The sequence below is a fragment of the Marinobacterium sp. NO-S09 genome, from assembly GCF_059179545.1.
The window spans coordinates 3,672,000-3,692,125 of the sequence record NZ_CP168954.1; the positions used below are offsets into that span (position 1 = coordinate 3,672,000).

Below are 20,126 nucleotides of genomic sequence, written 5' to 3' on the forward strand. Positions count from 1 at the left end.
CTAGAGCCAGGCCAGCTGTATGCTGTCTCCGCTGCTGATATTGAGCGCTTCAGCCTGTGCCGGCGTCAGCTCCGGATGTTCCGGATCGACCTCTGCCAGCAGGCAACGGAAATTCTGCAGTTGTCCGCTTGCCACCAGCGCCAGCGCCTTGTCGGCTTCTTCATCATCAGCGCTCACGCCGATGCTGAGCGTTTGGCTTTCGACCAGGGTACGCAGACGATCAGTCTGGGCTTCCAGCGTGGGGCCGCCGTCAAAGATGTCGACGTAGCCACGGTAGTCAAAGCCTTCCGATTCCAGCAGCGCTTTGACGCGCGCCGCATCGGAACGCGGCTGCCCCAGCGCTTCGCGCGCGGCGTCACTGAGCAGCGGCAGGTAGACCGGGTGGTGCGGCAGCAGTTCGGCAATAAAGCCCTTGGAGTCGATGCCGGTGAGGTAGTTGGCCTTGGCAAAGTCCATGCTGAAGAAATGGCGTCCCAGACTTTCCCAGAACGGCGACTGGCCATTTTCGTCCTGCACCCCCTGAAGCTCAGCGATGATGCGGCTGTCAAAACGCGCCCGGTGAGCCGCGATGAACAGAAGGCGAGCACGAGATAGCAGGTGCAGGTTACTGCGCTGACGGTGCTCGGCATCCAGGAACAGGGTGTACAGGCGTGAGGCGCCGGTAAAATCCTGGCACAGGTTCAGCGCCGGAATACGGTTGTGGATCTGCAGCTCGCTGGACGCATGAATAACTTCGTTGATGCGGTAGCTGTAGAACGGTGATTCGATGCCCACCGCCGCTTCAATACCGGAGATACCGACAATCTCGCCGCTGATGCTGTCTTCCAGCACGAAGTGATAGCTTTCCTGCTCTGGGCGCTCAACCGCCTTGCGCAATGACTGCAGGGTACGGTCGATCAACTCACTGAGGTGATCCCGATTGGCCGGCAGGGTTGTCAGGCTGCCGCCGGACACCACAGCCAGCCGCTCCAGGCCCTGCAAATCTTTGAATTCGACCGGACGCAGTACCAGCATCAGCGCTCTCCAAGCCAGCTTCTGTCTGAGCTGGTCGCCAGTTTCATCAGGATAAGGGCACTCAGCTTGGCCCTTTCGGTCAGGCTGCTGACGTGCATGTATTCATCAGACGAGTGAATCTTGCCACCGCGCACACCCAGCGTATCGATGTTGGGAATACCCGCAGCGGCCAGGTTGTTACCATCACAGCAGCCACCTGTGGGCAGCCAGGAAATACTCATGCCCAGTTCGGCACCGCAGTCACGGGCCAGTTCGAACAATTTCTGGTTGGCACCGCTGAGTTTTTTCGGCTTGCGACCAAAGCCACCGTGCAGTTCGATACTGATGCCGTCACGGGCATTGATGTCGGCCAGTAAACGGTCCAGGTGCTGCTGGCACCAGGCTTCGTCATCCACCTGTTCCAGGCGGATATTGAAACGGGATATGCACAGGTCAGGCACGATGTTGACGGCACCGCCGCCTTCAATGAAACCAGGGTTGATGGTGACGCCCTGGCGCTGACCATTGAGATCGTCCAGCGCCGCGATGAAGTCGGCCATGGCACGAATGGCATTGCGGCCCAGGTGATGCTCGCGACCGGCATGAGCCGCCTTGCCACGGACCACGACGCTGAAATTGCCGCTGCCCTTGCGTTCACCGGCCAGGTTGCCATCCGGGAAGCTGGGTTCGTAAATCATGCCCAGGTCCACCTCTTTGGCGGCCTCGGCAATCAGAGCCGCCGAAGATGGAGAGCCGATCTCTTCATCGGGGTTAAACAGGATCTGCCAGCCGATCTGGTCCGCCCAGGGGCTGCGCTCCAGCGCCATCAAGGCATTGATCATGACCAGCAGACCACCCTTGAGGTCGGCAACACCCGGGCCGTTCACGGTGTCATCATCCAGCCACTGGATCTGCTGGAAGGGGTGATCAACCGCAAATACGGTATCCATGTGGCCGCAGAGGAAAATCTGCAGCGGTGCTTCAGGGCGCTTGCGGATACGGACGGCATTTCCCAGCGGGAACTGGTCCAGTTCGCCCTGAGAGTTGAGGTGTTGATAGGGGGCGACCGGCAGAATTTCGGTCTCGCCACCAAGGGGCTGGCACAGGCGGACAAGCGCTTCACCCACTCGGTTGACGCCAGTGTGGTTCAGCGTACCGGAATTGATCTCGGCCAGCGCCAGGGTATCGTCGAGCATCTGTTGATGCTGTTCGTCCAGCCATGCCAGCCAGGGGGTAAAGTCGTGAGTCATGCTTGCCTCCTGATAGTGGATATCTGGGGATTATGTCGCGTCAGCGCAAGCAGGTCTGTTGAAAATGCGACCCCTTTTTTAGCTTAAGGGGCCGCACACACCGGAAAACCGGTTGAAAAACAGCCTTATCAGCCGGCGTCAGCCGCGCTCAGCAGCTGCGCAATAGCCTGCTCCAGCTTGGCCATGCCTTCACGGATATCTTCATCCGGAATGATCAGGGACGGTGCAAAACGCAGTACGTTCGGACCCGCCATCAGAATCATCAGCCCCTGCTCACGAGCTGCCGCCAGGAACTGGCCCGCCTTGCCCTGCCATTCATCAACCAGTTCGGCACCGATCAACAGGCCCTTTCCACGCACTTCCTTGAAGATGTGGTGCCTGGCATTGATCGCTTCCAGCTCGGCGTTGAACAGTGCGTTTTTCTGTACCACACCCTCCAGCACTTCCGGACGATTGATCTGACGCAGTACTTCACCGGCAACGGCGCACGCCAGCGGGTTGCCGCCGTAAGTAGTGCCGTGGGTGCCAACGTTGAAGCTTGGTGCCACCTTGTCAGTGGTCAGCATGGCACCGACCGGGAAGCCGCCGCCCAGGCCTTTGGCCGAGGTCAGGATGTCCGGTGTTACATCGGTATCCATATACGCGTACAGGCTGCCGGTGCGGCCCATACCGGTCTGAACTTCATCAAAGATCAGCAGCGCATTGAACTGGTCGCACAATTCACGCACGCCACGCACGAATTCAGGGTCGGCCGGAATGATGCCGCCTTCGCCCTGCACCGGTTCCATAACAATGGCACAGGTGTTGTCGGATACCAGCTCTTTCAGCGCCTCCAGATCGTTGAACGGCGCGTGGTGAATACCACCCGGTACCGGCTTGAAGCCCTGACAGTACTTGGGCTGGCCACCAACAGTGACGGTGAACAGAGTACGGCCGTGGAAGGACTGCACGAAGGAGATGATTTCGTTCTTCTCTTCACTGAAGTGATCGCTGGCATACTTGCGCGCCAGTTTGAACGCCGCTTCGTTGGCTTCAGCGCCGGAGTTACAGAAGAACACCTTGTCGGCGAAGGTTTCACGTGTCAGATCCTGCGCCAGTGCCAGCGCGGGTTCGTTGGTGTAGACGTTGCTCAGGTGCCAGACCTTATCCGCCTGCTCCTTGAGCACCTTGACCAGCGCCGGATGGCAGTGGCCCAGACTGGTTACCGCGATACCGCTGGTCAGGTCGATGTATTCGTTGTCGTCCTGATCCCAGACACGACTGCCTTCACCGCGGACCGGCACCATCTGCTGGGGGTTGTAGTTGGGTACCATAACCTCATCGAAAAGCGCACGGGTAACCTGTGTAGTGCTCATGTTGCTGCCTTACCTCTTGTAATCGCTCGAACCGGTCAAGCGAACTGGCTCTAACTCTCCGAGCCTGGCCTGAGACACTCGTGCCTGGCCTTGTCGGAATCCGATAACCATTATCAGGAAAAGCAGCGCCAGTGAACAGCCGGCAAATTTATATAGCGCGACCTTTAGTTGAGCTATAGTGACATTAGCGCAAGCGGGACTGAACAAAGTCCGGCAAAGCGATTATCCTTCGCCACCATCATGTCCCACTAAAGCCGATTTCACGATCAACCGAGCGATAAGCGTTTTGTCCGAGCCACAGACCAGCACTCCCGTTCGCATCGGGTTTTTGCTAATGCCCAACTTTTCCTTGATTGCGTTTTCATCCGCAATCGAGCCCCTGCGCATGGCCAACTGGGTGTCCGGACAAACCCACTACGAAACCTTTCTGATCAGTCAGGATGGCGCCGCCGTCCCCAGCAGTGCCGGTGTGCTCACCCAGGTGGAATACAGCACTGAGCAGATACCCTCACTGGATACGCTGTTTGTCTGTGGCGCCAGCCCCATCGCCCGCACCGGCAACGACGAGATCATTGCCTGGCTACGACGCCTGCGCGGTGGTCGCATGGCACTGGGCGGCATAGGAACAGGCTCCTACCTGCTGGCCTGTGCCGGACTGCTCAACGATTGCCGCGCCACCATCCACTGGTGGGACTTGGACAGTCTGCGCGAGGAATTTCCACATACACGGATGACCAACAACCTGTTTGAGCTGGATAACAAGCGCTATACCTGCAGTGGCGGCACCGCCGCCATGGACATGATGCTGTCGCTGATCGGTCAGTATCACGGTATGGAATTTGCAGCCTCCATCTCCGAACAGTTTGTACATGAGCGTATTCGCTCCAGCGAAGACCCCCAGCGCGTGCCACTGCGCACCCGACTGGGCATCAGCCAGCCCAAGCTGGTAGAAGCGGTCCAGCTGATTGAAGCCAATATCGAAGAGCCCTTGAGTACAGACGACCTGGCGCATCACGTGGGGATCTCGCGTCGCCACCTGGAACGGCTGTTCAAGCGCCACCTCAATACCATGCCCTCCAAGTATTACCTGGAGACCCGTCTGGAAAAGGCCCGTCAGCTGCTGCGCCGCAGTGACAAACCGATTTTGCAGGTTGGGCTCGATTGCGGCTTCACCAGTGCATCCTATTTTAGCACCGCCTACCGCAACCACTTTGGCCTGACCCCACGGGAAGAGCGCAAGCGGCTGGCCGAGCAGAAACAGCCGCTGCCCGCCGGCAGCGGCCTGAGCCACTCAATCCTCATGCCGACCGGTGACAGTACCGACGGACAGCACTAAGCTCGGACGCGGGCCACATAGGGCGATGTCATCGCCTGCAACAACACCGGATAATTAACCCTGAACGCGATGACATCGCCGATTTTGACCGCACGCGAGCCCACATCCAGAATCATGTGATCACTGCTGCCTCCCAGCACACGAATACCTTCATCCACCGGCACCAGTTCATCGATAGGTACATCCTGTTTGCCAATCGCCAAAATGGCACGGGTATGTTCGCCCACATCCTCGAATTCAGGCGTATTGCCAAAGGCATCCATACCGCGCTCGCCATCCGGAACCGAGCTTTTCACTTGCACTTCAATGACTTCCGCCTCCAGCGTAAAGATATCGCCATGCAAACCCTCGATCAGCTTGCCTTTGGCCGTCTCACGCCCCAGCAGCAGGGACTCACCCAAGCGCAGATGACTGATCCCCTGCGGCATTTCATCTCTGAGTAACAGCGGCAGTGAACTGGAATTACCACCGGACACCACCTCCACATCATGGCCCAACTCACGGGCGATGCTGTGTTTGACAGCGAGCAGTTGTTCCATCTTTTCCCGTGTGGGCAAGATACCGCCGTAGCAGGTCAGGTTGGTGCCGATCCCGCACCAGTCGATGCTGTCCTGCTGCAGAATAAAGCGGCCCAGTGCTAGCACCTGATCCGGCAACAGCCCTTCACGCAGGTCACCCAATTCCACCATCAGAATAATGCGATGACGCACGCCGGTCGCTCGAGCAGCCTTTGCCAGAGCGGCAATAGTGATCTGCTCGGATACCAGACTGGTATCGGCATAGCGAACCACATCGTCCACCTCATGCAGCCCCGGGAGTCGCAACAGCAAGGTTCTACCCTCGGGAGCAAGTGATTTGATCCGCTTCAGGTTATCCAGGCGGGAGTCAGCAATTTCACTCACACCCTCTTCAAGCAGTGTCTGCACGATTTCCTCATGCGCACACACAGCCTTGCTGACAGCGGTCCAGTTGATCGGAAACGCAGCGGCGGCAAACAGGCGGTTCATAAACCGTATGTTGTCTCGGAGCTTCTCCTCGCTCCAAAGCAATCGGGGGTATTTGGCCACAATCCAATTCCAGAAAAGGTTAAAAACAGGGAAAAAAAAGCCCGCTCCCGGTGCAAGCCAGGTGCGGGCTTAAGGCTTCAGCACGAAATCAGAATGGAGACTGGGGCTTGAGCTCCTGGTCTTCGTCAACTTGGAAGGCTTCTGCTTCCTCACCAGGCTTCAGCTTTACAATCGAGAAACCGGTGATGGCATAGATGATCGAGATAATCGGCACCACGAAGTTCAGGATCGCATAAGGCGCATATTCAAGTGCCCCCACACCCAGCGTGGCCAGAATGAAGACACCACAGGTGTTCCAGGGGATGAATACGGAGGTCAGAGTACCGCCGTCTTCCAGCGCCCGGGACAGGTTCTTGGAGTGCAGACCACGCTCGTGGTAGACCTTGGAGAACATGCGCGCCGGCACCACCACAGAGATGTACTGCTCGGAGCAGGTTGCATTGGTCAGGAAGCAGGAACCGATGGTTGTTGGTACCAGCGCACGGGCGGACTTGGTCAGACCTTTCATCTTGTCGACGATCGCCTGCAGCATGCCTGTGTTTTCCAGCACACCACCGAAGGTCATCGCCACGATGGTCATGGAAACCGTGTACATCATGGAGTCGATACCGCCACGATTGAACAGGGAGTCGATCACTTCGTTACCGGACTCGATCACGTAGCCGTTCTGCAGCGCACTCATGGCCGTTGCCACATCGTCGCCCTGCACAAAGATCTGACACAGGAAGCCCAGAACCACACCCACAACCAGCGCAGGCAGAGCCGGGACTTTCTTGGCTACCAGCGCAATTACAGTCAACGGCACCAGCAGCAGCCAGGGCGAAATGAAGAAGCTTTCATTCAACACGGTCAGCGTCGTATTGATACGCGCCAACTCGGCATCACCGGATACAAAACCGGTGCTGATGTACCAGTACACGGCCAGCGCAATCAGCAGGCCAGGAATAGTGGTAAACAGCATGTGCTTGATGTGGACAAAGAGGTCGGTACCGGTCAGGCCTGAGGCCAGGTTGGTGGTATCGGACAGCGGCGACATCTTGTCACCAAAGTAGGCACCGGTGATAACCGCACCGGCTACCATGGGCGCAGGAATGCCCATGCTGATGCCTATGCCCATGCCGGCAATACCGATGGTACCCATGGTCGACCAGGAGCTGCCGATGGCGATGGAGACCACGGCACACATCAGCGAGATGGACACCAGGAAGAATTCCGGGCTCATCAACTGAAGGCCGTAGTAGATCATGGTGGCCACGACGCCACCGCCCATCCAGGAGCCGATCGCAAGCCCCACCAGAATGATGATGACTACGGCGGGCAATGCCAGACGTATACCCTTATAGATACTTTCTTCTATGTCGCTCCAGCTGAATCCCTGCTTGGCGGCCACCAGGGCGGCGACTATTGTGCCGAGTGCCAAGGGAATATGGGGTGCCCCTTCCAGCACAACGATGGTGATCAGCATCGCGATTACCATCAGAACAATCGGCGTCATTGCCAACAAAAATGGCATAGGTCGGTTGTTTTTGATCATGGGTGTTCAACCTGTTTATTGTGATAATTTCCTGAAAATTCGCATATACCAGTGCATTACAGAAGCTTGACAGGCGCAGCTTGTCGCAACTGCGAAAAAGCAGGTCGCATACGAGAAACCAAAACGGCGGCGAATTCTATATCGGCGCCGTTTGCTTGCCTACCAGTCGGTAAAGAAAAGTCGGAAACAGAACAATATAAGCGGCTGAACAGTCGCTTCAGGTAAACAGGAAGCCGATACCTCAACTCGGTTCGAACCGATCCCCATATCAGGGTGTTGTTTTCAAAACATTACGTCGTATTTAGACAATAATTTCAGCTTCGCCTCCCCTAGAGTAAAGCTTCGCCCAGAATCGTTCGGGGCTTTCTATAGCGTTGCATAACGGGAGTCGCGCAAAACAATGAACGCCGGTCTGAAAACAGGAACACATCAGGCACTGTCTCCGCTGGCCGAACACCTCAACAGCACTTTCCCTGCTGCTGAAGCCGAATCAATCCAGCAATTCGCCCAGTATTTTTTCCAGGTTTCCACCTCGGAGGAGCTGGACCAGCAAAGCCCTGAACAATTGCTCGGGCCACTGCTGTCGAGCTGGGAGTTTGTGCAACATTATGACCGCAGCGCTCCCAAGGTTCGCCTGTTCAATCCGGACCTTGAACAACATGGCTGGCACAGCAGCCACACCATCATCCAGCTGTTGTTTCCCGACATGCCCTTCCTGGTGGACTCGGTGCGTATGGCGCTGAACCATGAACAGATCGGTATTCATGACATTTTCAACACGGTGATCCCCAGTTGCCGCCAGGGTGACCAGCTGGAACAGTTGGCAGCCGACGGCGACGACGAGTCTTTCATCTATCTGGAAGTTGATCGCCAGACCGATCCCGAGCGCCTGCGCCAGCTGCGCTTGCGCCTCAGTGAACTGCACACGCTGGTTGCCGCTGCAGTCAATGATTATGACGCCATGCGCCAGCGTGCCTCGGAATTAGCTGAGCAGCTGCGCCAGCGCGATGATGATAATGCCCGCGAAGCCGCCGATTATCTGGACTGGCTACAGGCCGACAACTTCACCTTTATTGCCTGTGACCAGCTGAACTTCAGCCAGGAGAACGGCCAGCTTATTGCCCAGCGTGAAGCCGGTCAGGAACTCGGCACCCTGCGTCTGGAAACGGAAGAGGAGCGCAACCGCCGCTTCAACCTCCTGAGCGAAGATGAGTGTCGTGCCATGCAGGACGATGCTCCGCTGCAACTGGCCCGTTACAGCCGCCGTTCACGTATTCATCGCCCGGCTTATCTGGATCTGGTGGTGATCAAGCGCTATGACGCTCAGGGACAGGTCTGCGGTGAATACCGCTTCTATGGCCTCTATACCCTGCCGGTCTACAGCGAGCGCCTTGAACGCATCCCGCTGCTGCGCCGCAAGCTGTCCCGCCTGCTGGCCAGCAGCGGATTCAATCCACAGGGCCACAGCGGCAAAACGCTGGTGCAAATTCTGCACGAGCTGCCCCGTGACGAGGTCATGCTGGCGTCCGATGACGAGCTGATGCAACTGGCCCGAGGCGTGTTTGATCTGCAGGAACGTCGCTGCACTCGACTGCTGATGCGTCGCGACCCCTGCGGCAAGTTCGCCAGTTTCCTCTACTTCGTACCCCGCGACAGCTTCAACACCGAGCTGCGTCAGCAGGTTCAGGGCATGCTCGCAAACGCCCTCAACACCCGGGAAATCGACTTCACCACCTATTACAGTGAATCCATTCTGGCACGGGTTCATTTTGTTGCTCGCATTCAGCCGGAAGCGCTGAACGCGCTGGATTTTGCTGCCATTGAACGTGATGTGGTTGCCGTCTCCCGCTCCTGGAGTGATGACCTGCACCAGGCACTGATCGACGAGTACGGTGAAGCCCGCGGCAACAGCCTGTCCAACCGCTTCCGCTCGGCCTGTCCGCCGGCCTACCGCCAGCACTTCAGCCCGGCCAAGGCCGTGTTTGATCTGGGCCACCTGGAAAGCCTGAACAGCGAGCGGACCATTGGCATGAGCTTCTATCGCCAACTGGAACAGAGCCGCGATGAACTGCGCTTCAAACTGTTCCAGCGCGATACGCCGCTGGTACTGTCCGATGCCATCCCCGTGCTGGAAAACCTGGGCATGCGCGTACTCGGTGAACACCCCTACCGCCTGGATGCCGCCGATGGCAGCGCCTACTGGATCCATGACTTCACCCTGAGCTGCCCGCAGGCCGACAGCATCGACCTGAACGAAGTTCGCGATATCTTCCAGGATGCCTTTGCCGCCATCTGGGCCGGCAAGGCCGAAAATGACGCCTTCAACCAGCTGGTGATCAGTGCCGGCTTGAGCTGGCGCGAAGTGGCCATGCTGCGTGCCTATGCCCGCTATAACCAGCAGACCCGCTTCGGTTTCAGCCAGAGCTACATGGCCACCACGCTGGTACGCCATGCTCACCTTGCGCGTCTGCTGGTCGCCTTCTTCCGTGCCCGTTTCGAGCCCGGTCGCCAGGGCAGCGAACGCTCCAACGCCGTGAGCGAACGTGTGCAGCAGAGCATTCTGGATGCGCTGGAACAGATCGAGAACCTCAGTGATGACCAGATTCTGCGTCGTTTCCTGGAGCTGATGCAGGCGACCCTCAGAACCAACTACTTCCAGCTGGGTGAAGGCTGTCAGCCGCGGGACTATATAGCGTTCAAGCTAAGCCCCGCTGCCATCGCCAACATGCCCAAACCGCGCCCGGCGTTTGAAGTCTTCGTCTACTCGCCGCGTGTGGAAGGGGTTCACCTGCGCGGCGGCAAGGTTGCCCGTGGCGGCCTGCGCTGGTCAGACCGACTGGAAGACTACCGCACCGAAGTACTTGGCCTGGTCAAGGCACAACAGGTGAAGAACGCCGTCATCGTGCCTCTGGGTGCCAAGGGCGGTTTTGTTGCCAAGCAGCTGCCGATCAATGGCAGCCGCGAAGCGATCCAGGCCGAAGGTGTGGCCTGCTACAAGATATTCATCAGTGCGCTGCTGGATATCACCGATAACCTGGAAGCCGGTGCGCTGGTACCGCCTGCCGATGTGGTGCGTCACGATGACGACGATCCCTACCTGGTAGTCGCGGCCGACAAGGGTACGGCGACCTTCTCCGATATTGCCAACGGCATCGCGGCCGAGCGCAACTTCTGGCTCGGCGACGCCTTTGCCTCCGGCGGTTCCCAGGGTTACGACCACAAGGGCATGGGCATTACCGCCCGCGGCGCCTGGGAGTCGGTCAAGCTGCACTTCAGCGAGCAGGGTCTGGATACCCAGAGCGAAGACTTTACCGTCATCGGTATCGGTGACATGGCCGGCGATGTGTTCGGTAACGGTATGCTGCTGTCGGAGCACATTCGTCTGGTTGCTGCGTTTAACCATATGCATATCTTCCTGGACCCGAACCCGGATGCCGCCAGCAGCTATGCCGAACGTCAGCGCCTGTTCAACCTGCCCCGCTCCAGCTGGGAAGACTACAACAAGGATCTGATTTCCAACGGCGGCGGCGTTTTCTCCCGATCGGCCAAATGGATTCCGATCAGCCCCGAACTGCGTGAACGCCTGCAGATTGATGCCGAGCGCCTGTCTCCCAACGAGCTGATCCGTGCCCTGCTCAAGGCACCGGTGGACCTGATCTGGAATGGCGGTATCGGCACCTACATCAAGGCCAGCCATGAGAGCCATGCCGATGCGGGCGACAAGGCCAGTGATCCCCTGCGTGTGGATGGTCAGGAACTGCGTTGCCGCGTCTTCGGCGAAGGCGGCAACCTGGGTGCCACTCAGCTGGGCCGAATCGAGTTCTGCCGTCAGGGTGGCCGCGCCAATACCGACTTTATCGATAACGCCGGCGGTGTGGATTGCTCCGACCACGAGGTCAATATCAAGATCCTGCTCAACGAAGTGGTTGCCGAGGGTGATCTGACCCTGAAGCAGCGTAACCAGTTGCTCAAGGAGATGACCGACGAGGTTGCCGAGCTGGTGCTACAGAACAACCGTGATCAGGCGCTGGCGATCAGCCATGCCGAGCATCACTGCCGCCAGGCCCCGGATGCCTATATCCGTCTTATCCATACACTGGAGCAGAGTGGGCGCCTGGATCGTGCGCTGGAATTCCTGCCGGACGATGCCGAGCTGGATGCCCGCAAGGCTCAGGGTGAGCTGCTGACCCGACCGGAGCTGTCGGTGCTGATCTCCTATAGCAAGTCACGCCTGAAGGAAGCCCTGATTGAGTCGTCATTGATCGACGATGAGCATATCCGCGCAACTTTGCTGACCGCCTTCCCGCCCAAGCTGCGTGCTGCCTACCCCGAGGCACTGCATCAGCATCGCCTGCGCCGCGAAATTCTGGCCACCCAGCTGGCAAACGCCCTGGTCAACCAGATGGGCATCACCTTTGTTGACGAGCTGCAGCAAAGCACCGGTGCCGATGCGGCCGACATCGTGCGTGCCTGGATCTCTGCCCGCGACAGCCTCAGTGTATCCAGCCTGTGGCAGCAGATTGGGGAACTGGGCAGCCGGGTAGCGCCGGAGCTGCAGCAACAAATGCGTGCCAATACCGTACAACTGATGCGCCGCGCCACGCGCTGGTTCCTGCGTCAAAACACGGCAGGCCGCAGTACCGCCGAGCTGGTACAGGACTATGGTGCCGGCATGAACGCACTGCTGGCCCTGTTGCCACAGCTGCGTGACCAGCTGCCGGGCCTGGAAGGCTGTGACACCCTGGCCGCACTGCAAGCGGCCGGCATCAAACCCCAGACGGCTATCGAGCTGGCGGCGATCGAATTGCGCGACCAGCTGCTGGGAATCGCGGTTGTGGCCAACCAGAGCCAGCAGAGCCTTGGGCGCACGGCTCAGCTCTATTTTGACCTGATTCACCGCCTGGAGCTGCCGGCGTTTGCCGCAGCCTTGGGAGCCTACACGGCCGAAACGCATTGGCAGGCACTGGCAGTTGAGGGTCTGGAAGACCTGCTTGCCAGCAGCCCGCTGGCGATCTGCCAGCAACTGTTGAGCAACAGTGACAACACGGAAAGCCCGGTTCTGGATAGCTGGCAAACACGCAACGCCGTTCTGCTGGAGCGCTGGCAGCAACTGTGCAAGGAAGCCCGTGGACTGGAAGGCGATATTGCGCTGTTCAGCGTCGCGGCCACTGAGCTGAAGGCACTGTCCAGCAGTAGCTGAACTTGAAACACACTCGGGTCGCAGCAGAGTCTGTTGCGACCCTCACTTATTAAAGACGAACCTGATTTATTTCGAGACCCTGTTATGACCGTTTACAACAACCATGTTCATGCCGATCATCTGCTCACCCTGAAACAGGTCAGCGCATCCAGCTGGTGGGTATTGCGTACCGACCTGCCCAAGCATGGCCACCGCAGCACGACACCGCGAGTTGTGTTCTTTGGCACCACCGAAGCCCAGGCTCGGGAATGGCTGGAGTCCCGCGAAGAGCCTTTCTTTCTGCAACAGTGAGTCTGCAGCAGTAACCCGGATTATCAACAAGGCTGAGCCGGCTTAAGGGTTCAGCCTTCCGGTACTCTGAGGGTCAGCTGGCCATCACGCTGCATCAATTCCAGATGCTGCATGAAGCTCATGCCCAGCAGCACGGTATCATCCGGCATAAAGGGGTTGATGCTCGCCTGTACATTGCGCAACTCGATCCCGCCCAGACGGACACTGTCGAGTTGGGTCGCGTATACGCTGATGACACCGTTGGCGGTCATGGTTTTCTGCTCGCGTCCGCGCTGCAGTCCCAGGTCGCTGGCCAGCGATTCAGGCACGCTGACGCGGGTAGCACCGGTATCGAGCAGAAAGGTAACGGTCTGGCCATTGATCTGCCCGGGCGCCACATAGTGCCCACTGCGGTTGCGATCCAGCACCACTTCCCCACCCAGGGTCGCCGCCATGTTGAGATCACGGTTGGGGTTACGGCGATCGGCTATATAGTCGCTAAAAAATACCGCCAGCAGTGCCAGCAGCACGATCCAGGTCATGTAGTGCATGCCTTTGGCGAGGCTGCGGCGATTCTGATCGGGGTCCTGATATTCAGCCATAGTGGTTTCCTGCGCTCTTTATCCCTGAGACCACCCAAAGGGTGGTTTTGCTCCCTGAGGTTGGATGACGATCAAAACAGATCGATCTGTGGCGCCACCAGTTTGGCAAAGGATTCGCCGAGAAACGGCAGAATACTATCCGCTACCGGCAGCAATTGCTTATCCACATAATGCTGATAATCGATGGGCGAGCGCAACAGCTCTTCGGGCTCCGGGCCGTTGACCGTCATCAGGTAGGCCACGCTGTCCCCCACGGCAAAATATGACGGCAAGCCCTGTTCGCGGCGGTGGTTTTCCAATTGCTGGGCGGCACGCACGTGAGGCGGTCGATTGCGCGTGTAGGCATCCAGTGGCTGGCGGATGCGACGACGATAAACCAGCTCGGCATCATGCTCACCGGCAAAGACAGCTTCTACCCGCTCCTTGAGCATGGTGTGCCAGGGCTCATCATGGAAAATCAGCGCATAGAGTTCCTGCTGAAACTGGCGCGCCAGCGGCGTCCAGTCGGTACGCACCGATTCCAGTCCACGAAAGACCAGTTGTTCCCCGTCGCTGTCCCGCTTGAGTCCGGCATAGCGTTTCTTGCTGCCCTTATCGGAGTGGCGCATGCGCGGCATCAGAAAACGGCTGTAATGCGCTTCGTATTGCAGCTCCAGCGCCGAGTCCAGATCAAAGCGCTCTCGCAACTGAGTACGCCACCACCGATTCAGCTCCCGGGCCAGCTGCTCACCATAGGCATGGGTATCCCGGCAGGTATCGGGCCAGTCATCGCCCAGCCAGACAAACACGGAATCGGTATCACCATAGATCACGGTATGGCCCCAGGTCGCTTCGATATGCTCGGCGGTCTGCTGCAGTATCTGATGGCCACGCAGGGTAATGGAGCCTGACAAACGTTGATCAAAGAAGCGGCAGACTTTCGAGCCCAGTACGCCGTAGCAGGCGTTCATCTGGATCTTGATCGCCTGCGACAATGCCGAGTTGCCTTCCTGTTTGGCCTGATCACGCGCCTGCCACAGTCGTTCGATAATACGGGGCAAGAGCGCATGGCGACGATCGAAGATGGCGTGGTGAAAGCCTGGTACCAGCGCCTCGGGGGGCGCGTCGCCGCGCGTGCCCAGCGCCAGCCCCAGCGGGTCGATCTGAAAACTGCGGATGATGCTGGGGTACAGGCTTTTGAAATCAAGTACCAGCACATGACGGTATAACCCCGGTCGCGAGTCCATGACAAAACCACCCGGCACCTCCAGATCCCCCTGCCCCGATGCGTACTCCGGGGCCACATAGCCGGCACGGTGCAGGCGAGGCAGATAGAGGTTATCAAACGCCTGGGAGGAGCCACCTACCTTATCCAGCGCCAGCCCGGTCAGTCGTGCCCGCTGCAGCAGGTAGGGCACCAGCTCGGCCTTGTGGAAAATATCCGTTACCAGGCGGCAGTCTTCCAGGTTGTAGCGCACCAGTGCCAAGGGCTCTTCCCGATACAGGCGCTGGATCTCTTCGCCGCGGTCACTGGGGTTGTGAATAAGCTTGCCACGCCCGAGTAATTCGCGGGCAACAAACTCCAGTCCATAACGTTCGAAGTGCCAGGTTGCCCCCTTGAGGGTATCGATACCATCCAGCACCAGACGTCCGTTCAGGCGGGCAAACCAGCGCCCGGTCTGGGACTGCTCTACTCGCAAGGGTTGATCATCTCGGCCCAGACAGAGCCTGATCCCCAGTGCGCGCGCACGCTGTTCCAGAACTCTCAGGTCAAAACCGATCACATTCCAGCCGATCAGCAGATCCGGGTCCATGCGCCGCACCTGCTGCATCAGCGCCTGTAACAGGGCGCGCTCACCGGCACAGGGCAGGATCTGCTCGCCAGCCGCTATCTGGCCATTAAACAGCACTACTTCCTGATCACCACATTGGAGGGCAATGGAGAGAATGCGGTCGGCTCTGAGAGTGGTTTCGATATCCAGCGACAACATGCGCAGACCGGGGATAAAGTCGTCTCGCACCAGCCGGGTGTTGGCGCAGGAAGAGGAGGACGCTCCCCCGTCCACAGTCTGATTCTGGACAACCCGGGCCCCGGCGAAGATGCCCCGCTCGATCAGGTATCGATCCACCGCACGAATATCTTCTTCCATCAGGCCGATACCGGCCTGCTGCAGACGGCCCAATGCCTCATGCCAGTCGGCCAGGTTACTGGCGTAGAGGCCTGAAACCGGTTCATGAGCCAGTGATTGCAGGGAGAGTGGGCGCAGAGAGCACCCGTTGAGGTCGGTAAGCAAGGGTTCTGCGGCGGCGCAATCGTCGGACCTGAGGAAAGCCACCGACTGCTCGCCGTCAATCAATACTTCCTCGGCCCCTTCTGCCGTGCGCAGCCAGTAGCTCAGTTGCAGACGGCCATCGACGTCCCGCTGGCGCCGTGTCAGCGGCAGGCCGACCAGCGCCGCCATCAGTTACCGAAGGGCTCGACGGTTTCCAGGGTAGGGAAATGCTGCAGCAACTCGGCACGATCCTGTTGCTGGAACAACAATTTAAGGTTGGGGCCGGCATCCATGGTGAAGTAGACCTGCATGCCCTGGGCACGCAGCTGCCAAACTTTTTGCATCGCTGCCACGGATTCCGGCTGCCAGTACAACAGCGGCGGCCAGGAGGCGATCATGGTGGCATGCATGGACAGGGCATTCTGCTCGGCCGTCTGGCCCAGCAGCTCAAAATCACGTTCGGCAATGGCCTGCTGCAGCTTGCTCAAATCCGCTGCCGCCTGCAGTGGCCAGCTCTGGTACAGATGTGCGGTTTCCACCGTACGCTGCATGCCGGAGCGGGAGTCGGTTGCTTTTTCACCGGCGTCAATCTCCACCAGCCCGATACAGAAGCCGGGCCAGGTCTGCTCCAGTTGCACGCCATGACTGTCCAGGCCATCTTCGCGCACACCCATCTCCCACTCGACAAAGCCGGTAAACAGGGAGCGGCAGGCGCTGCCGCTGCCCATACGTGCCATAACGGAAAGGTGCTCCGGTGGCAGATCCAGCGCCAGAGCATCATTCATGGCCAGCGTCAGGGCGGCAAAGCCCGATGCCGAAGAGGCAAGCCCTGCCGCAGTCGGAATATTATTGCGGGTATCAACCTTGAAGTGCAGGTCCTGATCACGGCGAAACAAGTCAATAAAGGCGCTGACTTTCTGGCTGAAGCGACTGCTCGGCAGCAGCTGGTGGCCATTCAGCCAGACCTCGTCGACGCCATTTTCGACCGGTTCCACGCGGGTAAAACTGCCCAGATAGTCCAGCGAGATGGACAGGGACGCATTGACCGGCAGGTTGAGTGCCTGATCCCGCTTGCCCCAGTATTTGCACAGGGCGATATTGCTGGGCGCAAAGTGCTCCACAGAGGCCGAAGACGCCGTTACCTTCGGCAGTAGACGCTCAATCACCTCAGTCTTTTTCATAACGGATCTCCACCCCTGTTGCCGCTACCTGAACCGGAATCGACTGCCATGGCAGATCCGCATTGACCTGTCCCAGCGCCAGTACACAATCCCCCAGGCCTGACCCGGAAATTTTCACCCCTTGCACGCCGGCTTCAGCGCGCAGGCGATGGATCATCTCAGCCAGGGTCGCATCGCAAACCCCCAGCGCGTCCATCAGTCCCTGGTAGATATTCATCAGTTCACCCAGTGCCTGCCAGTCCCAGTTATCCACAGCCCGTTCGGCCGCCAGACAGGTTTGCCCCATCAGGCGATACAACTCGGCGTAGAGTGCAGGCTGGCGAGACGCTTTCTGCTCCACCAGTTGCAACACATCCGGGGTCTTCATCTTGTAACCACTATAGTAGAGCGAAATGGAAGGCAGGCCAGCCAGCGGACGTATTTCACGCGGCTGTACACGGTAGGCGATCACACCGCCATGGATGCTGGCCGCCAGATCAGTACCGGAGCCACGCCCTTTCTGCACCTGGTGCACTGCAGCCAGGGCGGTATCAAACAGATCGGAAGGCGCTGTGCTCTGACCGGCATAGGCTGCCAGCGCAGCGGTAGTTGCAGCGGTGACCGCCGCGGACGAGCCCAGGCCAACGGTATGGGAAAAACCGGAGCGAATAGACAGCTCAAAGCCTGTGGCCAAAAAGGGTTCATAGCGTTCAACAACGGCCAGCACAAACGCCAGTTCCGACATGGACTCAAGCGAGTCCAGTGAGCCCGTGTACTGCCCCAGCTCACTGTCAATCTTGACCAGACGATCAGGGCGCGGGGTGAGGCTGACGCTCAAACGTGCATCTACGGCACAGGCCAGTGCCAACTCACCAAACAACACGGCATGCTCGCCCATCAACATCAGGCTGCCGGGCGCACTTACCTCAATCCTCGAGTATGCGGACACCTTGTTTATCCTCTTTCAAAACACCCCAGTGCCAGTCCGGCTGCAGCGACAACTGGGCCGGTGTCATGCCGGACGGCAGCAGCAACAGCATCAATCCACCCTGGTCACCGGATACAGCGCCAGCACCACAGACCTTGGCTGCGCCACCCGCCTGTTCCACCTGCTCGGCCAGGCGCTGCAAAGGCGCCGGCACCACCCCGATACGAGTCAGCAAACGGTGGTTAGCACGGATTGGCTCCAGCAGGCTTTCACCCTGCATCAACGCAGACTCAAAGGCTTCAGTGACGTCACGGAACTCACCCCAGATTGGCGAGTCCGTAAAGTTGCGGCGTACCTGATCCACACAAGCACCTGTGCTGGACGCGGGGGTACCGGTAAACAGCCAGTAAAAGCCGTCCCCCAGTCCCTGTTCCGGCAAGGCCAGAGATTCGACCTGCTCGCCCTGCACCCGCACCGCACCACCGGAACAGACTGCAGCCGCATCAATAATACTGCCACGGCCATGTTGCAGGCGCTCACAATGGCGTACCTGACGAATCAGCTCGTCTCGGTCATCAAAGTGGCCAAACAGCTTCAGCAAAGCGGCAATCAGGGCTGCCGAGGAGCCCATGCCGGCACCGATGGGAATATCGGAATCGATACTCAGACTGCCCTGGGGGCGCACGTCCAGACCAGACAGCACGCGCGCCATATCCACCGCGTAAAATGCCAGTTCAGCGGGTTTCTGCAGGATACGGGTAATGGGCAATTCGCCACGCAGGTAGCGTTCAAAGTGATTGTCGAGACGGCGGCGCAGGCTGGCAAGTTTATCCAGGCCCAGCACATGGGTGCGTTCCTGGGTGTGCCAGCTCAGGCGCGGCAGACGGTCGGGGCGGTAGTGGATCCGCATGTGACGGTCCACCGCCAAGGCCAGCGCCGGTGAACCGTAGACCACCGCATGTTCACCGCTGAGGATGATTTTCCCCGGCGCGCAGGCGGTGGGCATCAGCGTGGCACGTATTCGCGTTTGTGATGGCTGATACCGGCCAGACGGAAGTGGCCTGTTGTGCCTTCGTCAAAGCGGTGTTCGCCGCCATCGTCCGGTATCTGATTACGGTACAGCTGCAGGTATTCGTCGTGACTGATCTCCTGACGCGCCGCCAGCATGTCACGGTGACGCTGCAGATGCAGTGCATCACGATAGCCCGGTACAACCGTGCCGGAGAAGAACTCGCCCACACAGCCGGAACCATAGCTGAAGAAACCAATACGCTTGCCGGACAGGTCGGCGTCGGTATTTTCCAGCAACGAAGTCAGGCCGATATACATGGACGCCGTGTAGCTGTTACCAATGGTACGGTTGTACATCAACGTCTTGTTGATCTGGCGTTCCTGCTCCTCTGCACTCAAACCTGCCTTGGTATGACGCACCAGCTGCTGATGAGCTTTCTGCGCCATACGGCTGAACGGCAGGTGGTAGCAGAAATGCGAGAAGTCGCTGAAATCCAGCGGGCTCACTTCACGGAAGTGATCCCAGGCTTTTTTCAGCGCCTTGAGATAGATCTTGGTGGAATACTTGCCATCGACCAGTGCCGTAGAACGGTAGTTGGGACGCCAGAAGTCCATCACGTCTTCGGTGTAATTGCCCACTTCCGGATCAATGCTGACCAGGCGCGGGTTGGCGCTGATCATCATCGCCACGGCACCACACCCCTGAGTTGCTTCCCCGGGGGTATCCAGATCGTAGCGGGCAATATCGGAGGCGATCACCAGAACTTTGCTGTCAGGCTTGCGGGCAACCAGCGCACAGGCCATCTGCAAGGCAGCGGTGGCGCTGTAACAGGCCTGCTTCATCTCGACCACACGGCAGTTGTCACGCAGTCCGAGCAGGCGATGCACATAGATGCCGGCCGCCTTGGACTGGTCGATACCGGTTTCGGTCGCGAACATCAGAGTGCTGACCTGGTCACGGCCGTTCCCTTCTACCAGCGGCAGGGCCGCGTTGGCAGCCATGGTCACCACATCTTCATCCGGTGCCGCCATGCCCATTTTCTCTTGCCCGATGCCGGTGTAGTACTTGTCGGGGTCCGTCCCCTGAACCTGTGCCAGCGTTTTCAGGTCGAGAAAATAGTTGGAGGTGTAAAAGCTGATTTCGTCAATACCAACGGACATAGGTGAC

Annotated in this window: 14 protein-coding genes; 3 read left to right on the top strand and 11 right to left on the bottom strand. The window is 58.8% G+C overall.

Translation table 11 applies throughout. The features are described from left to right. The 3 genes from astA to O3C79_RS16955 form a co-directional block, all read right to left on the bottom strand. Window positions 1-1,014: an arginine N-succinyltransferase gene (astA, locus tag O3C79_RS16945; RefSeq protein ID WP_494384056.1), complete on the bottom strand. Its 1,014-nt coding sequence runs from the start codon at window positions 1,012-1,014 to the stop codon at window positions 1-3. Next, window positions 1,014-2,243, bottom strand: coding sequence for a hydrolase (locus O3C79_RS16950; RefSeq protein ID WP_076460976.1), 1,230 nt, complete (start codon window positions 2,241-2,243; stop codon window positions 1,014-1,016). The genes astA and O3C79_RS16950 overlap by 1 nt, the downstream gene beginning before the upstream one ends. A 128-nt stretch (window positions 2,244-2,371) precedes the next feature. After that, on the bottom strand, window positions 2,372-3,598 hold the full coding sequence (locus tag O3C79_RS16955; protein ID WP_494384057.1) for an aspartate aminotransferase family protein: 1,227 nt from the start codon (window positions 3,596-3,598) through the stop codon (window positions 2,372-2,374). 286 nt (window positions 3,599-3,884) lie between these two features. Here O3C79_RS16955 and O3C79_RS16960 point away from each other — a divergent pair, with 286 nt between their 5' ends. Beyond that, window positions 3,885-4,934: a GlxA family transcriptional regulator gene (locus O3C79_RS16960; protein ID WP_494384058.1), complete on the top strand. Its 1,050-nt coding sequence runs from the start codon at window positions 3,885-3,887 to the stop codon at window positions 4,932-4,934. Here the strand turns inward: O3C79_RS16960 and O3C79_RS16965 are convergent. After that, window positions 4,931-6,001: an alanine/ornithine racemase family PLP-dependent enzyme gene (locus O3C79_RS16965; RefSeq protein ID WP_494384059.1), complete on the bottom strand. Its 1,071-nt coding sequence runs from the start codon at window positions 5,999-6,001 to the stop codon at window positions 4,931-4,933. The two genes, O3C79_RS16960 and O3C79_RS16965, sit on opposite strands and share 4 nt — an antisense overlap. A gap of 88 nt (window positions 6,002-6,089) precedes the next feature. Then, window positions 6,090-7,535 carry a Na+/H+ antiporter NhaC gene (gene nhaC / locus O3C79_RS16970; protein WP_494384060.1) on the bottom strand — a complete coding sequence of 482 codons (1,446 nt, stop codon included), beginning with the start codon at window positions 7,533-7,535 and terminating at the stop codon, window positions 6,090-6,092. Between the two features lie 400 nt (window positions 7,536-7,935). Here nhaC and O3C79_RS16975 point away from each other — a divergent pair, with 400 nt between their 5' ends. Next, window positions 7,936-12,735 carry an NAD-glutamate dehydrogenase gene (locus O3C79_RS16975; RefSeq protein WP_494384061.1) on the top strand — a complete coding sequence of 1,600 codons (4,800 nt, stop codon included), beginning with the start codon at window positions 7,936-7,938 and terminating at the stop codon, window positions 12,733-12,735. Between the two features lie 84 nt (window positions 12,736-12,819). Continuing rightward, the gene (locus O3C79_RS16980) at window positions 12,820-13,026 is read left to right on the top strand and encodes a hypothetical protein (RefSeq protein ID WP_010324589.1); all 207 of its coding nucleotides are present in this window, start codon (window positions 12,820-12,822) and stop codon (window positions 13,024-13,026) included. A 50-nt stretch (window positions 13,027-13,076) separates the two neighbouring features. Here O3C79_RS16980 and O3C79_RS16985 read toward each other — a convergent pair whose 3' ends face one another. The 6 genes from O3C79_RS16985 to O3C79_RS17010 all read right to left on the bottom strand — a co-directional run bounded on the left by O3C79_RS16985 (window position 13,077) and on the right by O3C79_RS17010 (window position 20,119). Beyond that, window positions 13,077-13,607 carry a retropepsin-like aspartic protease family protein gene (locus tag O3C79_RS16985; RefSeq protein ID WP_494384062.1) on the bottom strand — a complete coding sequence of 177 codons (531 nt, stop codon included), beginning with the start codon at window positions 13,605-13,607 and terminating at the stop codon, window positions 13,077-13,079. A 71-nt stretch (window positions 13,608-13,678) separates the two neighbouring features. Further along, the gene (locus tag O3C79_RS16990; RefSeq protein WP_494384063.1) at window positions 13,679-16,048 is read right to left on the bottom strand and encodes a DNA polymerase II; all 2,370 of its coding nucleotides are present in this window, start codon (window positions 16,046-16,048) and stop codon (window positions 13,679-13,681) included. Then, entirely contained in the window at window positions 16,048-17,040 is a 993-nt protein-coding gene (mvaD, locus tag O3C79_RS16995) for a diphosphomevalonate decarboxylase (RefSeq protein WP_494384064.1), read from the bottom strand. The genes O3C79_RS16990 and mvaD overlap by 1 nt, the downstream gene beginning before the upstream one ends. Continuing rightward, a complete protein-coding gene (gene mvk, locus O3C79_RS17000) occupies window positions 17,027-17,968 on the bottom strand; it encodes a mevalonate kinase (RefSeq protein ID WP_494384065.1) in 942 nt (313 codons plus the stop codon). The genes mvaD and mvk overlap by 14 nt, the downstream gene beginning before the upstream one ends. Further along, window positions 17,946-18,953 (bottom strand): mevalonate kinase family protein, encoded by a 1,008-nt coding sequence (locus O3C79_RS17005; protein WP_494384066.1) that lies wholly within the window; start codon window positions 18,951-18,953, stop codon window positions 17,946-17,948. Before O3C79_RS17005 ends, mvk begins: the two co-directional genes overlap by 23 nt. Further along, entirely contained in the window at window positions 18,953-20,119 is a 1,167-nt protein-coding gene (locus O3C79_RS17010) for a hydroxymethylglutaryl-CoA synthase (protein ID WP_076460997.1), read from the bottom strand. Before O3C79_RS17010 ends, O3C79_RS17005 begins: the two co-directional genes overlap by 1 nt. Between the last annotated feature and the right edge of the window lie 7 nt (window positions 20,120-20,126).